Consider the following 17,849-nt stretch of genomic DNA (forward strand, 5'->3'; position numbering starts at 1 on the left):
CATAAATAAATTTTTATAGTGATAATGGATTATGTAAATAAAAAATTTATAGATATACTATTCTGAAACACTTACTAAAAAGACTGTCGTAAGTCTGATTTATTAGCTCAAACGACAGCCTTTTATTATATTTTAATTTTTAGTTATAAAATTTTCTCCTCTTCTTAACTATAATGATGATCCCTAATGCTGTAAGTGATAAAACTGCCATCGGTATAGCTGCTGAACTATCACCCGTTTTAACAGCTTCTTTCTCATCAGAAGCCTGTGGCTTTGTATCCTGTGCTCCATTTGTATTCTGTGGTTTCTCAGGGTCTGTAGGTTTTTGTGGCTCCTCTGGTTTTTCTGGAATCGGAGGTATTACTATTCCGTCATCCTTCTTAACAAGCCCTTCAATGGCAGCTCTTAATGATGCTATAGCTACATCTATTTCATCCTGTTTTGCATCTGGATTATCAAACACTTCTTTTGCTTGAGCCAGTGATTCTTCCAATATTTCTATAGTTTCATCCGTATACAGTGTTTTATCAATTTCTTCCGCTTCTTTTATAGTTTCTCCCAATTCAGCCTTATCAGATGCTACATATTCTGCTGCCCCGATATCTGTCTTTCCATCAGTAAGTGCTATTCCAAAGTAATCTTTTCCACCATTATTTTCAATATTCACGCCTGCATCGATTGCTGAAGAACCACTCTTAAGCTTATATCCCTCCAGACTATCAATACCTTTTTCCCCAGTTCCTGGTGCAACAAGCATTGGATCTTCCTGAATTATAGTACTATCATTAGACGGAACCTGATCAAAACCGTTAAAGATATTGCTTTCATAATCAATTTCCTGTTCATTGAAAGAATCTACTGTCATTTTTCCTTTATTAACAACGATATTGTTATAGAATTTTCCATCACTCTTTCCACCTGTATAACCATTGTTCATCCATGTTCTTTCAACACTATCATCCAGATAGATCGTGTTGTTGTAAGCCATACTTCCTTCGTGTCCTGGGCGCCAATCAATTACGCCGTGTTTTGCGCCATCATTCTGGCTGATATTATAGCGGTAAATTCCATCAAAGGCTCTTAAATCTTCCGTAGAACACCACATAAACACACCTCCTGCATTATTATGCAGATAATTGTACTGTACAAGTGTATTCTGATTCAGAGCATCAATTTCAATTCCTTGTCCATCACCTGCTCCAAGAAGAGCATCAGCTGGTGATGATTCATACACTTCATTGTATTCAAAAACTACATTGTCTGAGTTCCAGTTAAACAGACCTACACCAAACCAGCAATTATATACCGCACGGTGTACTGTATTATGATCTACAACCGCATCCTTACATCCATCTATGATTGCTCCATCACCATCAATATTATAAATTGTATTGTTGCTAAGATGGAAGTTTTCATATGGTTTCCATGCTCCAACACCATTATATCCAAATGGTTTATATTCATTCCACTTCTCTCCTTCTCTTGTAGTCCAAGGAGATATAAAGTTCACTCCTGATCTTCCTAAATTATACATTTCACAATTTGTTATGCTTATGTCATGTACTGCTGTTGGAATTCTCTTCGAAGCATCATACAAGTCTGTTGTAACAGTCATAATAACTCCGCCTGATGATTTTCCTTCATTTGATATCGGTCCACGGAATCCATGAATTGTCAGATTATCGAACTTAAAATAGTAAAGGTCACCTTGATCTTGGGCACTTATATTAATTCCCCTACGATATACATTGGTATTTGAATTCTGTTCATAAGTTGGATCCCATAGTTCCAGATCACTCACTTCCCAGTACTGCTGATTGTAAAATGTAATAACATTGTTTACTCTCGGAGAGCGTACAATTTTATTTGCAATATTCATATGTGAAATTGTCCAATCTTCACCTGGTTTTAATAAAGGCTTTTTACCTTCCCCATAACTTGCAATTATTATTGGCGCACCATCTACACCAGAACCCTGTGGTTTCAACGCTCCAGTCCATTCTTCACCTGCTTTGAATAAAATCTGGTCTCCTGGCTGAAACACAACTGTATTTACTTTATTAATTGTTTTCCATGCAGTAGCTTCGCTCATTCCGTCATTGCTATCATTTCCTCCAGAAGCATCAACATAGTATTTTATGCCACTTCCAATTTCTACTATAAAATCATCAGTCTTTGATACGTTTTTATATGTTACTTTTACCGTAACATTCTTAGCATCAACTTCTGCTGATATTTTATCAAACTGTAAAGTAACTGTTTTATTTGCTTTATCGTATGCAAATTCTTTAATCTCAACTGGAGTAAATTCTCCGTCATTTACTTTGTACTCTAATGTAAAATCACCTTTTACCGGAGCAATTGTAGGAATTTTATCAATATTTGCTGTTACAGTTCCATTTTCTGCTGAAATTTCTGTCAGTGCATCCTCTACAATTTCCTCTCCGGATGCATCCACCTTAAAGTCTACAATCAATGGTTGATTGTTTGGTTTGTATGTTGATGTTACTGTAATGTTCTGCTCTACAGGTTGTGCTACAATCTGGTCAAATTTCATTGTCAAAGTCCTGCCAGATACACTTTCTTCTGTAATATCTAGCTTTTTCGCAACGTCCGGTTCTAGTGAAGACGTATAAGAAATATCAAAATCTGTACTCTTCATTTCACCTGTATAATCTTCTTTATACTCTGCTTTTAAAGAACCATTGTCTACACTTAGGCTCTTTAGGTTGCTAGATATCTCAAATGCCCAGTCATCTACATAAATATTACCGTTTGTTCCACTTTCTACCCATATTGCAGTTCTCGTATTTTTGCCCGATGTATCTCCGGTATATATAAACTCCACTTCATACTTTTTGTACTCTGTTGAGTCAATCACTACCTTTTTCTCATTTCCTCCATAAAATTTCAGACACAGATATGCTCTAACATTACTCGGATTGGTGTTCTTTGCCCACACAGATACCTTGTAAGTTGCACCTTTCTGAAGATTTGGTATATCCTGCTCCAATGCATCATTTGTCTTTCCAAGAGATACGGCCCACTCTCCAGTATGCGCATTTCCTTGTTCTTTCTTCACCGTATTCTGATAATAGAACCAGTTTCCAACTTTATTATTCTGATTACTGTCATTATGCTCTTCCAACGGAACATCTTCCTCAAATGTTGGATATTTGAAAAGATTCTCGTTTGTTACTATAGATGCTGCATTTGCAACAATAACTCCTGATCCATCCCATGCCGGAAACATTGTTACCACCATCGCTGCTGATAAAACAGCTGCCAGAAGACGTTTTACAGTCTTTCCTTTCATAATTCTATTCCTCCCCTTTATATATATTCTTAAATTAGGAATGTTTTTATACTATTCCTTATTTAATTCAAACTCCAATGGGTTTGCCTCTGTCATCCTATCAACTAGCTGCCCATAATATACATCTGAAATATATGTTCTTAGTACAGCGGCTTTATCTTTCCCAAAATCGATTACATTCAACTCTTTACTTATTATTTCTCCATCAATGATTTCTTCATTTAGTACAATTGAAAATGTATCTCCTTCTTTTCCATTATATAAATATTCAAACAGCTCACTGTTTGTTTTTTCCAATGTCGGCAGTTCAGCTCTGGAAATCGTTTTTATTTCATCCCCTAAGTGGTATTCAATCTTTTCAACAGTCTCAAATTTATCTGGATTTTTATCCAGATATTTTTTTGCTTCTTTTTCCAAATCTCTGTCATGGCTTTTCACAAGATAATCTACAGTTTTCAGCTTTAGATTATTCAATGTATATCGAAGATAGCCGTCCATACTATATTCCAATACTCCATACACAACTTCTCCCTCATCATTTTTTGTTTTTCTTTGCTGATTTTCAGCTTCCACATCCATTTTCAGCGACTCATATGAATACGGCTTGCACAAACGATATTCTGTTCCTAATGCAAACTGTGCATAAACTTCTTCTGCATATTTTTTTGCTTTTTTGTATAACTCTTCTTCATCTGTGCCTTTATATTCTTTTTGTACAATATCACAATAAAACTGGAACTCTTCTTCCTGTATGACAGTCACAACTTTCTGTATCTGTTCCTCTTCACTTGACTGCCCCTCTATTACCAGTATGATTGTCATTATAATCATTACAAATACACATATGCCAATCCAAGATTTCTTCATTTTCAAAGCATTACCCCCTCCATGGTCTTACTCTATATCACGTTTTTCAATTAATATTCTTGTATATTACTATAATAACTCTTCTATCTAAAAGTTTCTTGCACAATCCAACTATCTTTAAGGTTATTTTTATACAATTCGGAACTATTACTCTTTTATTACATTCTTTCACTTCAGACAATCCTTTTACTGTAAATTATGTAAATAAAAAAAGTAACTTATATAATTAATTTGATATTTGTCCTGTGTATTTTATACATAATTTTTTGCACTTCTCAAATTTAAAACCCTTCAACCAAAATTTGTGATTTATTAATTTAAGTATCTAGCCAAGCTTTAGCTTCCATTGGATTTATCAAAATATGAACGTCTTCACTTAGCTACAGCTGATACCTGGGGGTTATTGATGAGAAATGACTGCCCATTAGCTACAAAGCTATTATTGAGCCAAAAGACTTGGAGACTATTCCTATTATTGCACCAAAGCGTATAGGACTTCAAAGATAATTTTCTAGTTGGATGAAAAGGGATTTGCAAAATCTAAATATCGTTGCAACCTATAATTTAATTTACAATGCTTCTTTGCTTGTGAAAGAGGGATTTGGATATGCCATAGCACTTGATAAGCTTATTTATACAGGAGAAGATAGTGAATTATGCTTTCGTCCCTTTTCACCTATAATGAAAGGCAACCTTAGCATTGTATGGAAAAAATATCAGGTATTTTCAAAAGCCTCTAAAAAATTTATTGAAGCATTAACTGAGAGTGTTTCAAAAAATACTCCATAGCTGTAAATTCATATTAAATTAATAATTAGCTAAAAAATATAAACCTCATTCAAATAAAAATACAAGAAATTTCATTAGCTATTATTGTATCATTTGCAATATTATGAATACAAATTCCCCTCGGTATCATTGAATATGGACATTTTAAGCTATACTTATCCGATGAAATAAGTCTTTGAATTAAAGCCATTTAAAATCCTCTCCTTTTATATAATTATTTAAGGAAGTTATCATCCTCACTTATTAAATACGTAGTTTGAGAGATATTTTAAAAAATACCCTAAAATTTATTCAAAATTTAACTCTAACAAATATTTCCTTATAATTATTAATTTATGATAAAATCAAATCATCATATTATATTAAAGGGGAATAGACTATGAGTATAAAAGTTCAAAATAATTGTGCAAATATAAATTGGCATGAAGTTAGAAATATATTAAAAACAGTTGGTATGTCTTATGTCGATGTAGATATTCATAAAAAATCTTTTGAAAATAGCTATACTGTTGTATTTATTTTTGATGATGAAAAACTAATTGGATTTGGAAGATCTATCTCAGATGGAGTTCGCCAATCTGCAATTTATGATATTGCAACACTTCCTGAATATCAGGGTAAAGGCATTGGAAAGTTAATTATAGAAAATATAATTAAAAATACTCCAACTTGTAACTTTATTCTATATGCATCTCCTGGTAAAGAAGGCTTTTATGAAAGCTTAGGTTTTAGAAAATTAAAAACAGGTATGGGGCTTTTTATAGATATGGAAAGAATGAAAAATAAAAATTTTATAAAGTAAAATTTTTAATCTAATATCATTTATGTAACATATAGCTTCTCAGCTACATATTATAGAATATGTGCAATACAGAAATGTAATGCTCAAATACGTTATAATTAATGGGGATGAATATAATATGATGTACAATAAATGGTGTAAAGAAGATGAAGAGAGAGAATTATCTTATGAAGATTATTACAACTGGCGTAAAAAATATGAAAAAGAAAAAGAAAAAGAAGAATTAGATAAATGCTGTAAAAAGCATGAAGACAAAGATAAAGACAAGGATAAATATTGCAAGAAAGATGATGACAAATACGACCATTGTAAAGATAAAGACAAAGATGAAAAAAAGAAAGATTACGAAGATTACAATGAATGGCATAAGAAATGTGAAGAAATCTACTATAAAAAATATTGTAAGAAGTATGAAGATAAAGATAAGGACAAAGACAAAGATAAATGCTGTAAAAAAGATGATGATAAAAAGAAAGAGCATTCTTACGAAAATTACTACAACTGGCGTAAAAAATGTGAAGAAAAAGATTATGGCAAAGATTACGATGATTGCTGCAAAAAGCATGACGATAAAGACAAAGATAAGGACAAGGATAAATGTTGTAAAAAAGACGATGACTACAAAAACTATGACAAACATTGCAAGAAAGATGATGACAAATACGATCATTGTAAAGATAAAAAGAAGGATGAAAAGAAAAAGGTATATTGCTGCGAGTACTCCTACAAATGCTGCAAGTATGTTGATGAACCTTCAAAAGATAATGAGTAAAACAAATGTCATTTTAAATAATATTTAATTATGTATTTTAAAATTTAGATTGGTTATATCTAGGTGTTTTTTTATCCACTTAGATATAGCCATTTTTTATTATAAGATAAACTTTTAAGTGAATGAATAACATTTATATAACATAAAAAAGATAGTAAATATATACTTACAAATATACTTACTATCTCAAAATTTAGACTTAACTAGAATAATATATTAGAATTAAATTCATCTCTACTGCACTGCCAATTTATAATAAATCTAGCAGTGATCATTTTCACCTATAGGATTTTCAATTAAAGTTGCAATCCTAAACATATGCTTATGACCATCTCTTTCCTTTGTACAGGCATAAACAAAATGAACATGTCTTCCATTACCTACTGGTATTGCTGGGCCAGTAAATACATCAATTATATGAAAATGATCATTAAAAAAATCTGTTCTAGTTAATATTCTGTGAATATGGCTTCCCTTACAAGGTACAGCTTCCCCAGTAACCCCTGCAAAGCGATGATTATGAACGTCATCACTATTAAGTTCAGCTAATTTTACACTTCCAACAAATTCATGAACGTGTTTTTGCTCTGATTCGCAATATTTCATGGCTTAACCCCTTTCTCTTTTGTTACATAATATATAGTATTTAAAACATATCCATTTTGTTACTATGATATAAAAAATCGTAAAGATTATCGTTATTAAGCAATGAAATTTTATGGTATAGTATTCTCTATTTTTTTCTATTCCTCATCCTGTAATGCATCGTATCCATGTTCATTTGTACGAATCTTAATTACATCTTCTACATCGTAAATAAATATTTTTCCATCCCCAATTTTCCCTGTATAAAGTACCTTTTGAACAGTTTCAACAATGGTTTGAATTGGAATTTTACATATTATAACATCAATCTTAACCTTTGGAAGAAGTCTTGTATCCATAGGTACACCTCGGAAATAAGTTGGATTTCCCTTTTGCATACCATGACCTAGAACATTTGTAACTGTAAGTCCAGTTACTCCAAGCTTTTCAAGTGCATCTTGCAATTCTGAAAATTTACTTTGATTTGTAATAATAGTAACCTTCGTCATTTTTTCATCAGAGTGTTCTTTGTGAACAACAGGAATTGAAATATCTGCTGAAACATTAGAAATATCTGTATTATTTGATTTTAACTCTTCCACACTAGTTGTATATTCTGTTGTAGTAGTAACTGAAACAAAGTCTGGATAAGCTATATTTCCATGTTCCCCAATATCAAGACCAGCAATTTCTTCTTCAGGGGATACACGAATTCCAAGTGTAATCTTTATTAAATACCAAACAAGTAAAGATGAAGTGAATACAAATGCACCTACAGCAATAATTCCGATAAGTTGAACACCAAGTAATTCAAATCCACCACCATAAAATAAACCATTTATAGTAGATAAACTTGTAACCCCTTCTTTTGCAAATAATCCCACAAAGATTGTCCCTAAAACACCACAACAAAGATGCACAGCTGTTGCCCCAACTGGATCATCAACTTTTATTTTGTCAAAGAACATTACTGCAAATACAACTATGATACCAGAAATAGCTCCAATTAATAACGAAGCCCCAATACTAACATAAGCACAACTACCTGTAATTCCAACTAGCCCTGCAAGACAACCATTTATAGTCATTCCTAAGTCAGGTTTTCCTATTATAACCCAAGCAGTAGCAGTAGATGTTAATACAGCTGCAATTGCAGCAGTGTTAGTTGTCATCAATATATGCATTACATCAGCTGGATTTTGAAAACTCATTGTTGATCCAGGATTGAAACCAAACCAACCAAGCCAAAGAACAAATAAACCTATAACTGCTAGGGACATATTGTGTCCTGGAATAGCTTTTGCCTTGCCATCACTACCATATTTTCCAATACGAGGCCCAAGAATTAATGCACCTGCAAGAGCTGCCCAACCTCCAACTGAATGTACAACAGTGTCACCTGCAAAATCCATAAATCCTAAATTTGAAAGCCAGCCACCTCCCCATATCCAATGACCTATTATTGGATATATAATAAGAGTAAGCACAAATGAGAAAATAATAAATGAGATGTATTTTACACGCTCAGCAACTGCACCTGAAACTATAGTTGCTGCAGTACCACAGAAAACTAGTTGAAAGAAAAATTTCCCCCAGAAAGGAACATTGGATGTCAATGTTTCATTATAAAAAGAAAGATCCGAGTTTCCTAAAATAAAAAGATTTTCAGTTCCAATGAAAGGGTTGTCCCCACCAAACATGAACCCCCATCCAAGTAGCATAAATCCTAGAGATGAAACAGCAAATACGATAAAATTCTTTGATAGAATGTTAACTGTATTCTTTGATCTTGCAAAACCTGATTCAACAGATGCAAAGCCTAAGTTCATAAAGAAAACTAAAATAGCTGCAAGAAATACCCACATAGTGTCAATAATCATTGTAGTATTCATATATAATACCCCCTAACTAAATAAAGAAGAGAGCAGAGACATTCTTTCTAAGAACGTCTCTGCTCTCTTCTTGTTATTGATAATATGATATCACCAGTAAAAAAACATGTCAATATTTTACTTGGAATTTTTTTCATTTTATTTTCTACTTTAAATTCACTATTTTTATTTTCAGTATTTTTACCTTATACTCTTTTACTAATCCATAAATAATATCTATATACTTATTTTCCCTACTTAATTTTCTTACACTATTTTAAAATTATCTCTTTAATCATCTTTTGAATGTCTTTCTCCTACTTGGAAATCATCAGCATGTTCAAACATATATGAGACACTAATAGGATCATCACCAGTTAACTTTTTAAAATCATCTGTAAAAGTATCCATTTTTCCAAGTCTAATAGCTTGTGCAAATGTAACCATACCATCACTTGAGAATGGTGCTTCAGAATCTTCATCAAAATTCCCATCTGTTGTTCTAGGTACACCCATTGCATCCCAGACTTGATAGTTTTCTTCATCAGTAATTTCTTGATAAGAAACATGGTTTCCTGTTGCTTCATTACCATATTCAATAAAATTAGAAATAGTCATTAATTCTAAACCATTAATATTTAGAATGGCTTCATGATATTCACTACCTCTATGTAAAGCATAAGCAACTGCTTTACCACAATCAACCCTAGAAATATAAGCCATTTTACCATCACCCTGAGAATTCTTTAATACACCATCACCCTTAACATATGTAAAATAGTTCGTAATCATTGCTTCAGCATATTGAGAATTTCTTAAGAAAATATAATCTAATCCAGCATCTTTTATATAATTTTCTGTATAAATATGATCTTTCTTTTCAACACTTGGATTGGTTTCATCTGCAGCATTTACTAAAGAAGTATAAATAATTTGTTTCACTCCAGCAGCTTTAGCAGCATCTATAGCTTGACGATGTGCCTTTTGTCTTTTAGGACCAACGAATGGCATGGAGATTAATGCTAACCTATCAGCATTAGCAAATGCTTCTTTTAGCCCTTCTGTTTTATTAAAATTTGTAATATGTGTTTCAATACCCATGTCAGCATATTTTTTTAAAACTTCAGGATTATATCCACAAAAAATTAAGTTATCTTTACTTTCTATTTCTAATAATTTTTTAGCAGCAATACTACCTAGATTGCCATCAACACCAGTTAATAATAATTTACCCATATTTTCTCTCCTTTTTTTTTGATAAATCTATTATAACTAATATTAGTATCATTCAATCATTCTAAATAATAATAGGTTATTCTATTTTCGAATAATATCTAATAATAAAGAAATAGATTCATTATGGTTACTTTTTAAATAACCTAATTCTATTTGAAAAGTATGTGTAGAATCCTTAATAGGTATCTTTCTAAGCTCTAAAGAAAAATCATTTAATTTATAATTATCAGGAATAAAACCAATTAAATCATCAACAATAATCTGAATCATTTCAGAATCAAAATCATGGGCAGTCTTTTGAATGATAGGAAAATACCCATCTTTTTGACTCTTCTCTATCATCTTATCATAGGATTTACCAATAATATTTTTATCTAACATAATTAAAGGATATTTATACAATTGCTCATTGGTAATTTCACTTTTATCATATAAAGGATGATTACTACTCACAATAGCATTGTAATAACCACTATACAAGGAATATGTTTCAATATCATTTTCTTTATCAAATTCCGAATCAATTGTAATCACAATATCATATACTCCCGCATGTAAAGCATTGGCTAAATCTTTCATCAAAACTTGTTTAAAAATAAGATTAATATGAGGATATTTTTTCTTAAACGTCATGATATAAGGAAGAATCATCTGTGCTTCTACAACTGATGTATAAGCAATTTTTAAAGGAATACTTTGCTTATTATGAAAAGAGGCCATAACCTCTTGCATTTTTAAGTATTGTTCATAAATAAGTTTAGCTTCTTTGTAAAACAATTCACCAGCTGAAGTAGGCTTTACAGGTGTCACACTACGATCAAATAATTGAATATTGAATTCTTCTTCTAATGAGTTAATATATTGAGTAATAGATGTTTGAGAAATATAGTTAATTTTTGCTGTCTTAGTATAACTACCACAATTATATAAATCAATAAATGCTTTAAGCTTTTCTATTTTCATATAAATTCCTTTCATATAAACTCTTCTTTTTTTGTTATTATATCATTTTCTATTCTAAAAACACTAATAAGTGTCGATGTTTATCAAGAGAGCTGTCATATAAATTTTTTGAAAAATTATAACGATAATTTCAGCTAGTTGTAAAATGAAATTTAACTAAATAAAAAAGTACTTCTATATAATTTTGCTTATTCCGTCGCAAGCTACAAGTCATCACAAAATTAATAGAAGCACTTCAGAACTAAAGGAAGGATAATTACACAAAATTATCTAGAGTCTCTAACTTTTTATTATATTCATCTATTTCCTTTACTCTTCTTATCTCTAATTGACTTAAACCTTCTAGTTCCTTAAACAAGTTTCCTATCTCAAGTAAATTCTCTTTCTTAAATCTTTTTAAGATAGTCATTTTCTTATACTTCTATTGCCTTGTATCGCTTATAATATCTATCATTTCGATTAGTAATTCTTCATCTACTACTACATAAGACTTAAGAAACATTATAAAAGCTTTTCTAGTATTTCTCTTTATCTCATGATAATGATTTAACATCTGGTTCAGCTCTACCTGTTTAAGTTCCTCTAATGTATATCTATCGGTACAATAGTAAGCTTTAAAATTTCTCTTTCTTATAATATTCAGTTGACCTGTATTATAGTTTATATATTTACTTCTATAAAATCTTTCTTCACTAACATCAAGCATTACTTTAACCTTTGCTTTTTCATTTATAGAAATCTTATTTGATTTTTCTTTAGAGCTTTCTACACAGTATAAAAGTTTAATATTTTTTCTTCTATCTAAACTTATTTCTCTACACTCTTCTAAATCAAAAATTCTTTCATTAAATTCCTCATTTGTTAGCATAGATTATTCCTCCATTTTTTATCATTTATAAGTTTGTTCGCTTATGCTCCCCACTTTTGAAATTGAAGCAAAGCTTCAATTTCAGATATTATTACCCCATTTGAAGACATGTATATATTTATTAGTATTATATATACATGTCTTTAAACGGGGTACCTTAAACAATAAAATATATTATTAATCTTTCAAAACTTTTTAAATAATTGCATGCTGCAATAGGATTATTCTCTAACAAAGGTTCTCCAAATACAGTTTTCTCATATTTTTTTTTTACTTTTCTTCTATAATTACTTTTCGCAAATTCTCGAAGCCTTATTTTTACTAAGTTTCTCAATATACAAACATTTTGTATAAACTCATCATCAGTAATTAGTTGTGCTTCTTCAGAATTAGCAAATCTACATACTCCATCATTAGTTACAATAACAATTCCTTGCTCATATGATATTACATTCTGTCCCTTAAGACTTGTTAAAGCTCTTGCAACTATTCTTTTAACTTCTCCAAATGCTTCGACTTTGAAACCTCTTAATAAAAAATTACTTACATCTAAATTACCTGTTATTTTTATATACTGTTCCCTAGTGCATATGTTATAAAATTCTTCTTCAAATACTCTAATAAGCTTAATAATAGTTGTCATACTCATGAAGTCATTATTCTCACCATTATTTGTATTTTCATGAAGACTAAATAACAATGCTTTCCTTATAAAATCAATATAAATAGATTTCTTTCTCCTATTATCTTGTATTAATAATGGCTTAGAATAAACCTCATCAATAACGAATACTCTCTTTTCCTTATGCCATTTACATAAAGAATCCAGCTTCTTCATTTGTGCCTTATATGAATTACTACCGCTTTTATATATTTTCCATGACATATGCTCACATAGCACTTTGTAGTTATTAAATTTCATTCCTGATTGCAACATATCAATTCCTCCTAAATTTCTATTCATGCTACAATACGAAATGAATTTATAAAACGTAAAAGCTTAACTATAATGCAATACTTAATTCATTAAAAAATTCATTTTCTATATCTCCATCCAAACCTCTAATTGCTTTCATTTGAGAGGGCTGTACTAATAAATTATCAACTTTTCTATATTTATTGAATACAACTATTGGCAAATCTACTCCTTCTTTAAAATATGTATCTATACATTCCTTAAGCAAATTAGATGCACAATTTTCTTTTAACTTTCCTAATTCTAATTTATTTTTAAAAGAGCTGCATCCTTTTCTAACTAAGGATTCATCAAGCTTAGATATTAGCTCTTTTGCAAATTTACTTGAATCAATATTAGTATATTTTCTTGCAACTCTAACTGAAATATTATTATCAATATCTTTTTGCTTTCTTTCTTCAACTGATAAAATTCTCACTTCTTTATCTAAAACTTCATCTATATAAATCTGAACTCCTGATTCTTTATAATCACTTACTATTAATTGTTGCTTTTCTTCAAGTTCCTTCTTTTCTCCAATTAAGTGCTTGAAATTACTATATTTATTGTAATGGCCTATTTTCTTTTTTTTTGCTTTTCTATCTTTATATATCCTAGATCATTTAATCTTTTAATGCTTTTCTTAACTGTAGTTAATCCTATTGATAACTTCTCAGCAATTGTTTATTGGCTAGGAAATGAACAACCTTTTTCCTTATTATACAGACTCATTAAATACACATATATTCTAAACTCATAAGTATTTATAGCTTTATCTGTAATTAATTCATAAGATAGTTTTAAAAATTGTATCTTTACTGCCATTAGTCGTTCACTCCTTTCATCCTAAGTTTTATTATACATAAAGTGCACCATAGGTGTACCACCTTTGCAATATATATTTTCTCTTCTTTTAAAAAAATTGTCTTTAGTGGTACACTTGTGATATAATCCAAATGAGTAAATTACTTAGTTTAGGAGTTGTTTTTTATGGCAATATCTGAAGGAAAGAAAAGAGTTCAAGTGACTTTTGATTTAGAAGATTTAGAAATTATCCAAACTATTTCTAAGAAGAATAGGCATACAGTTAGTGACACTATTGCTATTTTAATTGAGAAATATTTAAAACCTGAATACGAAGAACTAAAGAAAAAAGATGTTAAATAAATAGCATCTTTTTCTTACTTTTAGGCATATTAATTTCTAATGACCTATTAGTCTAATATTTTAAGCTAAATATAAATATAGATAAATATAGATATTGGTTATTTAACGACCTTTATTTAAAAGTTCGTCAAATGACCTTTTAATAATTTTAAAGGGTATATTGCTTTTCGTAATATATTTTTCTACGCTCTACAACATTTTTTAACCCTGGATTAAGAAGTTCTATTACATATCGTGCAATAAGTTCTAATATTATGTTTACATCATTAATATGTTTATAGTTTTTATCATAATCATATTTCATATTATGCTCACCATTTCCTCCATGCGCAACTAAGTTTCGTCCAATATTATAGATAATTTCTCCTCTAGTTTTACTTTTTTTATAAGGATGTTCAGACCATTCTTTAAAGATTTTTCGTGCTTCTAACTTTAACTTAGTAAAATAATTAGTAACCTTTCTACTGCCAAAATCCATATAATATAATGGGTTGGGATTATAACCTATTGCCTTTTCAATATAATATTCAATAGCATCTTCTTGCTTATACTCTGTAGGTCTAATCTTTACTTTATAGTCAACAGACGCTGCATATTCAAATACCCTATATAAAAATACACACCTTGGTAATGGTTCAAATTGCTTTAATGACGAATGATATAAATCAACTATTTCTGCATGTTTTAATGTTTTAAATAAAACTACACTATAATTATTATAATTCTTTAAAATTGGTAATTGTAATGATATAGATTCTTCTGTCTCCTCTTTAAAATATTCATTTTTTCTTAATCTCAACATATCTAATAAATCAAATTGTTGATATAGATCATCTATCTTTCTATTAAAACTAGGATTTTGTGTAAATAAAAATATTGGGGTTCCATTTAAATAAGCTAATATATTTAAAATATCTCTTTTAGTTTTTTCTTTTGTCTTTTCATTTGTGTAAATAGCAAAATGATGTGATTCACTCTGTAATATATTAACATCTTCATATATTATTGCCTCAGCATCATACCTATATCTAAAATCTCCCCCTATATATTCATCCATACTATTCATATACAAACTTGGATGAAAATTTAGTAAAAATAACTCTTCATTAACCTTATTTATACAACAATTTATTCTTTGTCTTAAAAAATACCTTGAATTTTCTTTTAAAGATATATCCTCTCTATATGTATGAAACTTTTGTAAATATTCCTTATTAACTACTGATTCAATTTTAGGAACAAACTCTACTTTATTATTTTTCAAGTTATTTAAAATTTTATTTAGCTTTCTTTTTTTACTTAAAAAAACAAATTTATATTTTTTAATCAAAGATTTTCTAAACTCTAAGTTTTGGTTTTTCTCTCTTTCCCTGTTAATATTAACTATAATTTTTTCATATTGTTCTAAATCAAATAAAGTAATACTCATTACTCCGTATGGTAATATAATTTTCGTTTCTGAAATTTCTTCTTCAATTTTCCTAATATCATCCTCTATTTTTTTCACACTTACATCCTCCAATAAATATATCAATACATTTAATTTTATAACATTTAATTTCATTTTTACAATAAAATGATAAAAAGCAAAGAACTCTTTGCAAACTAATGCAAGAGTTCTTTGCCTTTTATTCATACTTTATTCCCATAAACCTATCTTCTGCTTTTTCATTATCTAATTTAGCTACTATAAAGTTTTTATCTTCAATATTTTTAATATCTTCATCTTCTAATTCACCAATATTCATTGTTACGAAATATTGCCCTCTACCTGCATCTTTTAAATAATTGTCTATAAAGCTTAATAACTTATATTTTGCTTTATTATTATCTGGTTTAACATATGAGCCATCGTGAATCAAAAACTGTATTGGATAATTATATTCTACACGTTGTAATAACCATGTTAAGTCAAACATATTTATTTTCATGTAGGATCTTCCGTGAGATTGGTCGTCTTTTATATTACATGTAAACTTAATCCTTCCAGTAGTATCCTTTTTACCTGTTTTACTGTTAAATTCAATTAAAAGTGATCCACTTTCATTATATGTTTCTTCTACAATTTGATTAAATCTAATTTGCGCATTAGTAACTATATCCTTATATGATAGAAATACTTCTCTATTCATATTAGTTTTTGTAATTATTTCTTGCTGCAATTCATCAATCTCATTAATTATTTGATCCTTTGAATCATATTGTTCTATTTGCGTAGTTACATCTGATAATTCCTTATTCTTATCACTTATCATTTGTAATATATTATTAATATCTCCAACTACTGTGGTACTTTGTAATGTATCTATCTGCTTATCTATTTCATTTTTAATCTTTTCTTTCTTCTCTTCTAATGAAGAAATCATATCCGAAACTTTATCTATACGCTCATTAAAATATCTACCTCTACTACTAAGCATAAATTGATAAAATTCTAATGAATCATCATAATTTTGTGCTAAATTATCAGGAAAGTACTTTAATACTTGATTATAAAATTCTTTTACATCATCTAATTCTTTTACCTTTGATACTGTTATTTTAAGATTCTCAATGTTAACCTTATACTGTTCTTTTATACTTTCTAACTTTAATATTTTTTCATTTATCTCATTATAGTTCTTCTTTAATTTTTTATAATCTTTTCTTGATATTTCAATGTTCTTTGTAACTTCAATTTTTTGTGATATATCTGTAAGTTCTTTTAATTCATCAGTTAATTTTTTTTCCTTAACTCTTAATGTCGCTATATCAGATACTATTGAATCTATAAATTTTATTCTATCATTTAATACTTTTTCCTTTTCTTTTAATTTGGATATTTCATTTTCTGCTGACCCATCTAATCCAAATAAATATGCCAATATTTTGTATTGATTTATAGCTTTACGAGATAATGCTATATCATTAAATCCTTTTTTTTCGTCTCTAATTAAATATTCTCTTAAAGCAGAAAAGGTTGGTGGATTTGCTATTTTATTACCACACATAAATATTTTTTCAACTTCATCTTTATATTGTTTATCTTTATATTGTTCCCACTCATGTATATTAAAATTTAATTCTCCTGTTCTATTAATATACCCTATATTTTCATCGCTAATTACTCTAGCTAAATACAGCTTTCCTCTATTATTTGAAACAGTTAATATTAATGTTATATCCTCTTCTAGAATTTTTGATTTTTTCTTGAAAATATCTGGTATTCTTGAACCTAACAAATATCTTATACTCTCAACAAAAGATGTTTTTCCTACTCTGTTACTTTCTTCTTCCTTTTCTTTTTTAATTCCCAAAATAATATTTACTCCAACTGTATTAAAGGGATATCTTTTTAATACTTTGTAGTTACTTCTGGAGTATACAATTAATTCTTCTAAAATCATTTTGCCCTCCTAATTAAGCACCCATCTTTTTCTATTAGCCCAACTGAAAACAGGAACATCATTGATAAATATAGTAACCTCTCAAGATTAATACTTAAATCTAAACCTGTTTCATCTGTATAACTCTTAAATAATACATCTATATGCACAGGGTTATTTAATAAATTATAAAGTTTCATGGCTGTATATGGAATATTTTCATTTATTGAATGGTACTTGTTAAACTTAAAAAAATCAATCATGAAACTCTCTACCTCCTCATTAATATATGG

19 protein-coding genes are annotated in these 17,849 nt (G+C 29.3%); 4 read left to right on the plus strand and 15 right to left on the minus strand.

What is annotated here, in order from left to right:
* Nucleotides 1–139 precede the first annotated feature (139 nt).
* Both ACQPUY_RS08050 and ACQPUY_RS08055 read right to left on the minus strand, forming a co-directional pair.
* On the minus strand, nt 140–3,316 hold the full coding sequence (locus ACQPUY_RS08050; protein ID WP_430840634.1) for a right-handed parallel beta-helix repeat-containing protein: 3,177 nt from the start codon (nt 3,314–3,316) through the stop codon (nt 140–142).
* Nucleotides 3,317–3,367: 51 nt separating this feature from the next.
* Complete coding sequence (locus tag ACQPUY_RS08055) at nt 3,368–4,189, minus strand: hypothetical protein (RefSeq protein ID WP_430840635.1); 822 nt, start codon at nt 4,187–4,189, stop codon at nt 3,368–3,370.
* Between the two features lie 513 nt (nt 4,190–4,702).
* Between ACQPUY_RS08055 and ACQPUY_RS08060 the strand changes: the two genes are divergently transcribed.
* Nucleotides 4,703–4,972, plus strand: a complete 270-nt coding sequence (locus ACQPUY_RS08060) for a hypothetical protein (RefSeq protein ID WP_430840636.1) — start codon at nt 4,703–4,705, stop codon at nt 4,970–4,972.
* 49 nt (nt 4,973–5,021) lie between these two features.
* Here ACQPUY_RS08060 and ACQPUY_RS08065 read toward each other — a convergent pair whose 3' ends face one another.
* On the minus strand, nt 5,022–5,162 hold the full coding sequence (locus tag ACQPUY_RS08065) for a hypothetical protein (RefSeq protein ID WP_430840637.1): 141 nt from the start codon (nt 5,160–5,162) through the stop codon (nt 5,022–5,024).
* Nucleotides 5,163–5,351: 189 nt separating this feature from the next.
* Here ACQPUY_RS08065 and ACQPUY_RS08070 point away from each other — a divergent pair, with 189 nt between their 5' ends.
* The gene (locus ACQPUY_RS08070; RefSeq protein ID WP_430840638.1) at nt 5,352–5,774 is read left to right on the plus strand and encodes a GNAT family N-acetyltransferase; all 423 of its coding nucleotides are present in this window, start codon (nt 5,352–5,354) and stop codon (nt 5,772–5,774) included.
* Between the two features lie 79 nt (nt 5,775–5,853).
* Nucleotides 5,854–6,546 carry a hypothetical protein gene (locus ACQPUY_RS08075; RefSeq protein WP_430840639.1) on the plus strand — a complete coding sequence of 231 codons (693 nt, stop codon included), beginning with the start codon at nt 5,854–5,856 and terminating at the stop codon, nt 6,544–6,546.
* Between the two features lie 261 nt (nt 6,547–6,807).
* On the opposite strand, the gene ACQPUY_RS08080 is transcribed toward ACQPUY_RS08075, so the two are convergent.
* The 9 genes from ACQPUY_RS08080 to ACQPUY_RS08120 all read right to left on the minus strand — a co-directional run bounded on the left by ACQPUY_RS08080 (nt 6,808) and on the right by ACQPUY_RS08120 (nt 13,849).
* Nucleotides 6,808–7,152, minus strand: a complete 345-nt coding sequence (locus ACQPUY_RS08080) for a YmaF family protein (protein ID WP_430840640.1) — start codon at nt 7,150–7,152, stop codon at nt 6,808–6,810.
* Between the two features lie 137 nt (nt 7,153–7,289).
* Nucleotides 7,290–9,023 (minus strand): ammonium transporter, encoded by a 1,734-nt coding sequence (locus ACQPUY_RS08085; protein ID WP_430840641.1) that lies wholly within the window; start codon nt 9,021–9,023, stop codon nt 7,290–7,292.
* A gap of 270 nt (nt 9,024–9,293) precedes the next feature.
* On the minus strand, nt 9,294–10,238 hold the full coding sequence (locus ACQPUY_RS08090) for an NAD(P)H-binding protein (RefSeq protein WP_430840642.1): 945 nt from the start codon (nt 10,236–10,238) through the stop codon (nt 9,294–9,296).
* An 81-nt stretch (nt 10,239–10,319) separates the two neighbouring features.
* Entirely contained in the window at nt 10,320–11,201 is an 882-nt protein-coding gene (locus ACQPUY_RS08095) for a LysR family transcriptional regulator (RefSeq protein ID WP_430840643.1), read from the minus strand.
* A gap of 256 nt (nt 11,202–11,457) precedes the next feature.
* Nucleotides 11,458–11,610 (minus strand): hypothetical protein, encoded by a 153-nt coding sequence (locus tag ACQPUY_RS08100; protein WP_430840644.1) that lies wholly within the window; start codon nt 11,608–11,610, stop codon nt 11,458–11,460.
* Nucleotides 11,611–11,622: 12 nt separating this feature from the next.
* Entirely contained in the window at nt 11,623–12,069 is a 447-nt protein-coding gene (locus ACQPUY_RS08105) for a hypothetical protein (RefSeq protein WP_430840645.1), read from the minus strand.
* 157 nt (nt 12,070–12,226) lie between these two features.
* Nucleotides 12,227–13,006, minus strand: a complete 780-nt coding sequence (locus ACQPUY_RS08110) for a hypothetical protein (protein ID WP_430840646.1) — start codon at nt 13,004–13,006, stop codon at nt 12,227–12,229.
* 67 nt (nt 13,007–13,073) lie between these two features.
* On the minus strand, nt 13,074–13,463 hold the full coding sequence (locus ACQPUY_RS08115) for a hypothetical protein (protein WP_430840647.1): 390 nt from the start codon (nt 13,461–13,463) through the stop codon (nt 13,074–13,076).
* A gap of 245 nt (nt 13,464–13,708) precedes the next feature.
* Nucleotides 13,709–13,849, minus strand: a complete 141-nt coding sequence (locus tag ACQPUY_RS08120) for a hypothetical protein (RefSeq protein WP_430840648.1) — start codon at nt 13,847–13,849, stop codon at nt 13,709–13,711.
* A 165-nt stretch (nt 13,850–14,014) separates the two neighbouring features.
* Between ACQPUY_RS08120 and ACQPUY_RS08125 the strand changes: the two genes are divergently transcribed.
* A complete protein-coding gene (locus ACQPUY_RS08125) occupies nt 14,015–14,191 on the plus strand; it encodes a hypothetical protein (RefSeq protein WP_430840649.1) in 177 nt (58 codons plus the stop codon).
* A gap of 148 nt (nt 14,192–14,339) precedes the next feature.
* Here ACQPUY_RS08125 and ACQPUY_RS08130 read toward each other — a convergent pair whose 3' ends face one another.
* From ACQPUY_RS08130 to ACQPUY_RS08140, 3 genes are all read right to left on the minus strand, one after another.
* Nucleotides 14,340–15,698 carry a hypothetical protein gene (locus tag ACQPUY_RS08130; RefSeq protein ID WP_430840650.1) on the minus strand — a complete coding sequence of 453 codons (1,359 nt, stop codon included), beginning with the start codon at nt 15,696–15,698 and terminating at the stop codon, nt 14,340–14,342.
* Between the two features lie 121 nt (nt 15,699–15,819).
* Nucleotides 15,820–17,577: a DUF2326 domain-containing protein gene (locus ACQPUY_RS08135; protein WP_430840651.1), complete on the minus strand. Its 1,758-nt coding sequence runs from the start codon at nt 17,575–17,577 to the stop codon at nt 15,820–15,822.
* Nucleotides 17,574–17,819 (minus strand): hypothetical protein, encoded by a 246-nt coding sequence (locus ACQPUY_RS08140; protein WP_003429910.1) that lies wholly within the window; start codon nt 17,817–17,819, stop codon nt 17,574–17,576. The genes ACQPUY_RS08135 and ACQPUY_RS08140 overlap by 4 nt, the downstream gene beginning before the upstream one ends.
* Between the last annotated feature and the right edge of the window lie 30 nt (nt 17,820–17,849).

It is taken from the genome of Clostridium nigeriense (assembly GCF_050585245.1).
GTDB lineage: Bacteria > Bacillota > Clostridia > Clostridiales > Clostridiaceae > Clostridium > Clostridium nigeriense_A.

Excerpts from the sequence above, each read along its gene's own strand:
- ACQPUY_RS08135 (WP_430840651.1), bottom strand. The coding sequence starts at position 17,577 with ATGATTTTAGAAGAATTAATTGTATACTCCAGAAGTAACTACAAAGTA.
- ACQPUY_RS08125 (WP_430840649.1), top strand. The coding sequence starts at position 14,015 with ATGGCAATATCTGAAGGAAAGAAAAGAGTTCAAGTGACTTTTGATTTA.
- ACQPUY_RS08105 (WP_430840645.1), bottom strand. The coding sequence starts at position 12,069 with ATGCTAACAAATGAGGAATTTAATGAAAGAATTTTTGATTTAGAAGAG.
- ACQPUY_RS08075 (WP_430840639.1), top strand. The coding sequence starts at position 5,854 with ATGCTCAAATACGTTATAATTAATGGGGATGAATATAATATGATGTAC.
- ACQPUY_RS08140 (WP_003429910.1), bottom strand. The coding sequence starts at position 17,819 with ATGATTGATTTTTTTAAGTTTAACAAGTACCATTCAATAAATGAAAAT.
- ACQPUY_RS08085 (WP_430840641.1), bottom strand. The coding sequence starts at position 9,023 with ATGAATACTACAATGATTATTGACACTATGTGGGTATTTCTTGCAGCT.
- ACQPUY_RS08050 (WP_430840634.1), bottom strand. The coding sequence starts at position 3,316 with ATGAAAGGAAAGACTGTAAAACGTCTTCTGGCAGCTGTTTTATCAGCA.
- ACQPUY_RS08080 (WP_430840640.1), bottom strand. The coding sequence starts at position 7,152 with ATGAAATATTGCGAATCAGAGCAAAAACACGTTCATGAATTTGTTGGA.
- ACQPUY_RS08100 (WP_430840644.1), bottom strand. The coding sequence starts at position 11,610 with ATGACTATCTTAAAAAGATTTAAGAAAGAGAATTTACTTGAGATAGGA.
- ACQPUY_RS08065 (WP_430840637.1), bottom strand. The coding sequence starts at position 5,162 with ATGGCTTTAATTCAAAGACTTATTTCATCGGATAAGTATAGCTTAAAA.
- ACQPUY_RS08120 (WP_430840648.1), bottom strand. The coding sequence starts at position 13,849 with ATGGCAGTAAAGATACAATTTTTAAAACTATCTTATGAATTAATTACA.
- ACQPUY_RS08090 (WP_430840642.1), bottom strand. The coding sequence starts at position 10,238 with ATGGGTAAATTATTATTAACTGGTGTTGATGGCAATCTAGGTAGTATT.
- ACQPUY_RS08070 (WP_430840638.1), top strand. The coding sequence starts at position 5,352 with ATGAGTATAAAAGTTCAAAATAATTGTGCAAATATAAATTGGCATGAA.
- ACQPUY_RS08110 (WP_430840646.1), bottom strand. The coding sequence starts at position 13,006 with ATGTTGCAATCAGGAATGAAATTTAATAACTACAAAGTGCTATGTGAG.
- ACQPUY_RS08095 (WP_430840643.1), bottom strand. The coding sequence starts at position 11,201 with ATGAAAATAGAAAAGCTTAAAGCATTTATTGATTTATATAATTGTGGT.
- ACQPUY_RS08060 (WP_430840636.1), top strand. The coding sequence starts at position 4,703 with ATGAAAAGGGATTTGCAAAATCTAAATATCGTTGCAACCTATAATTTA.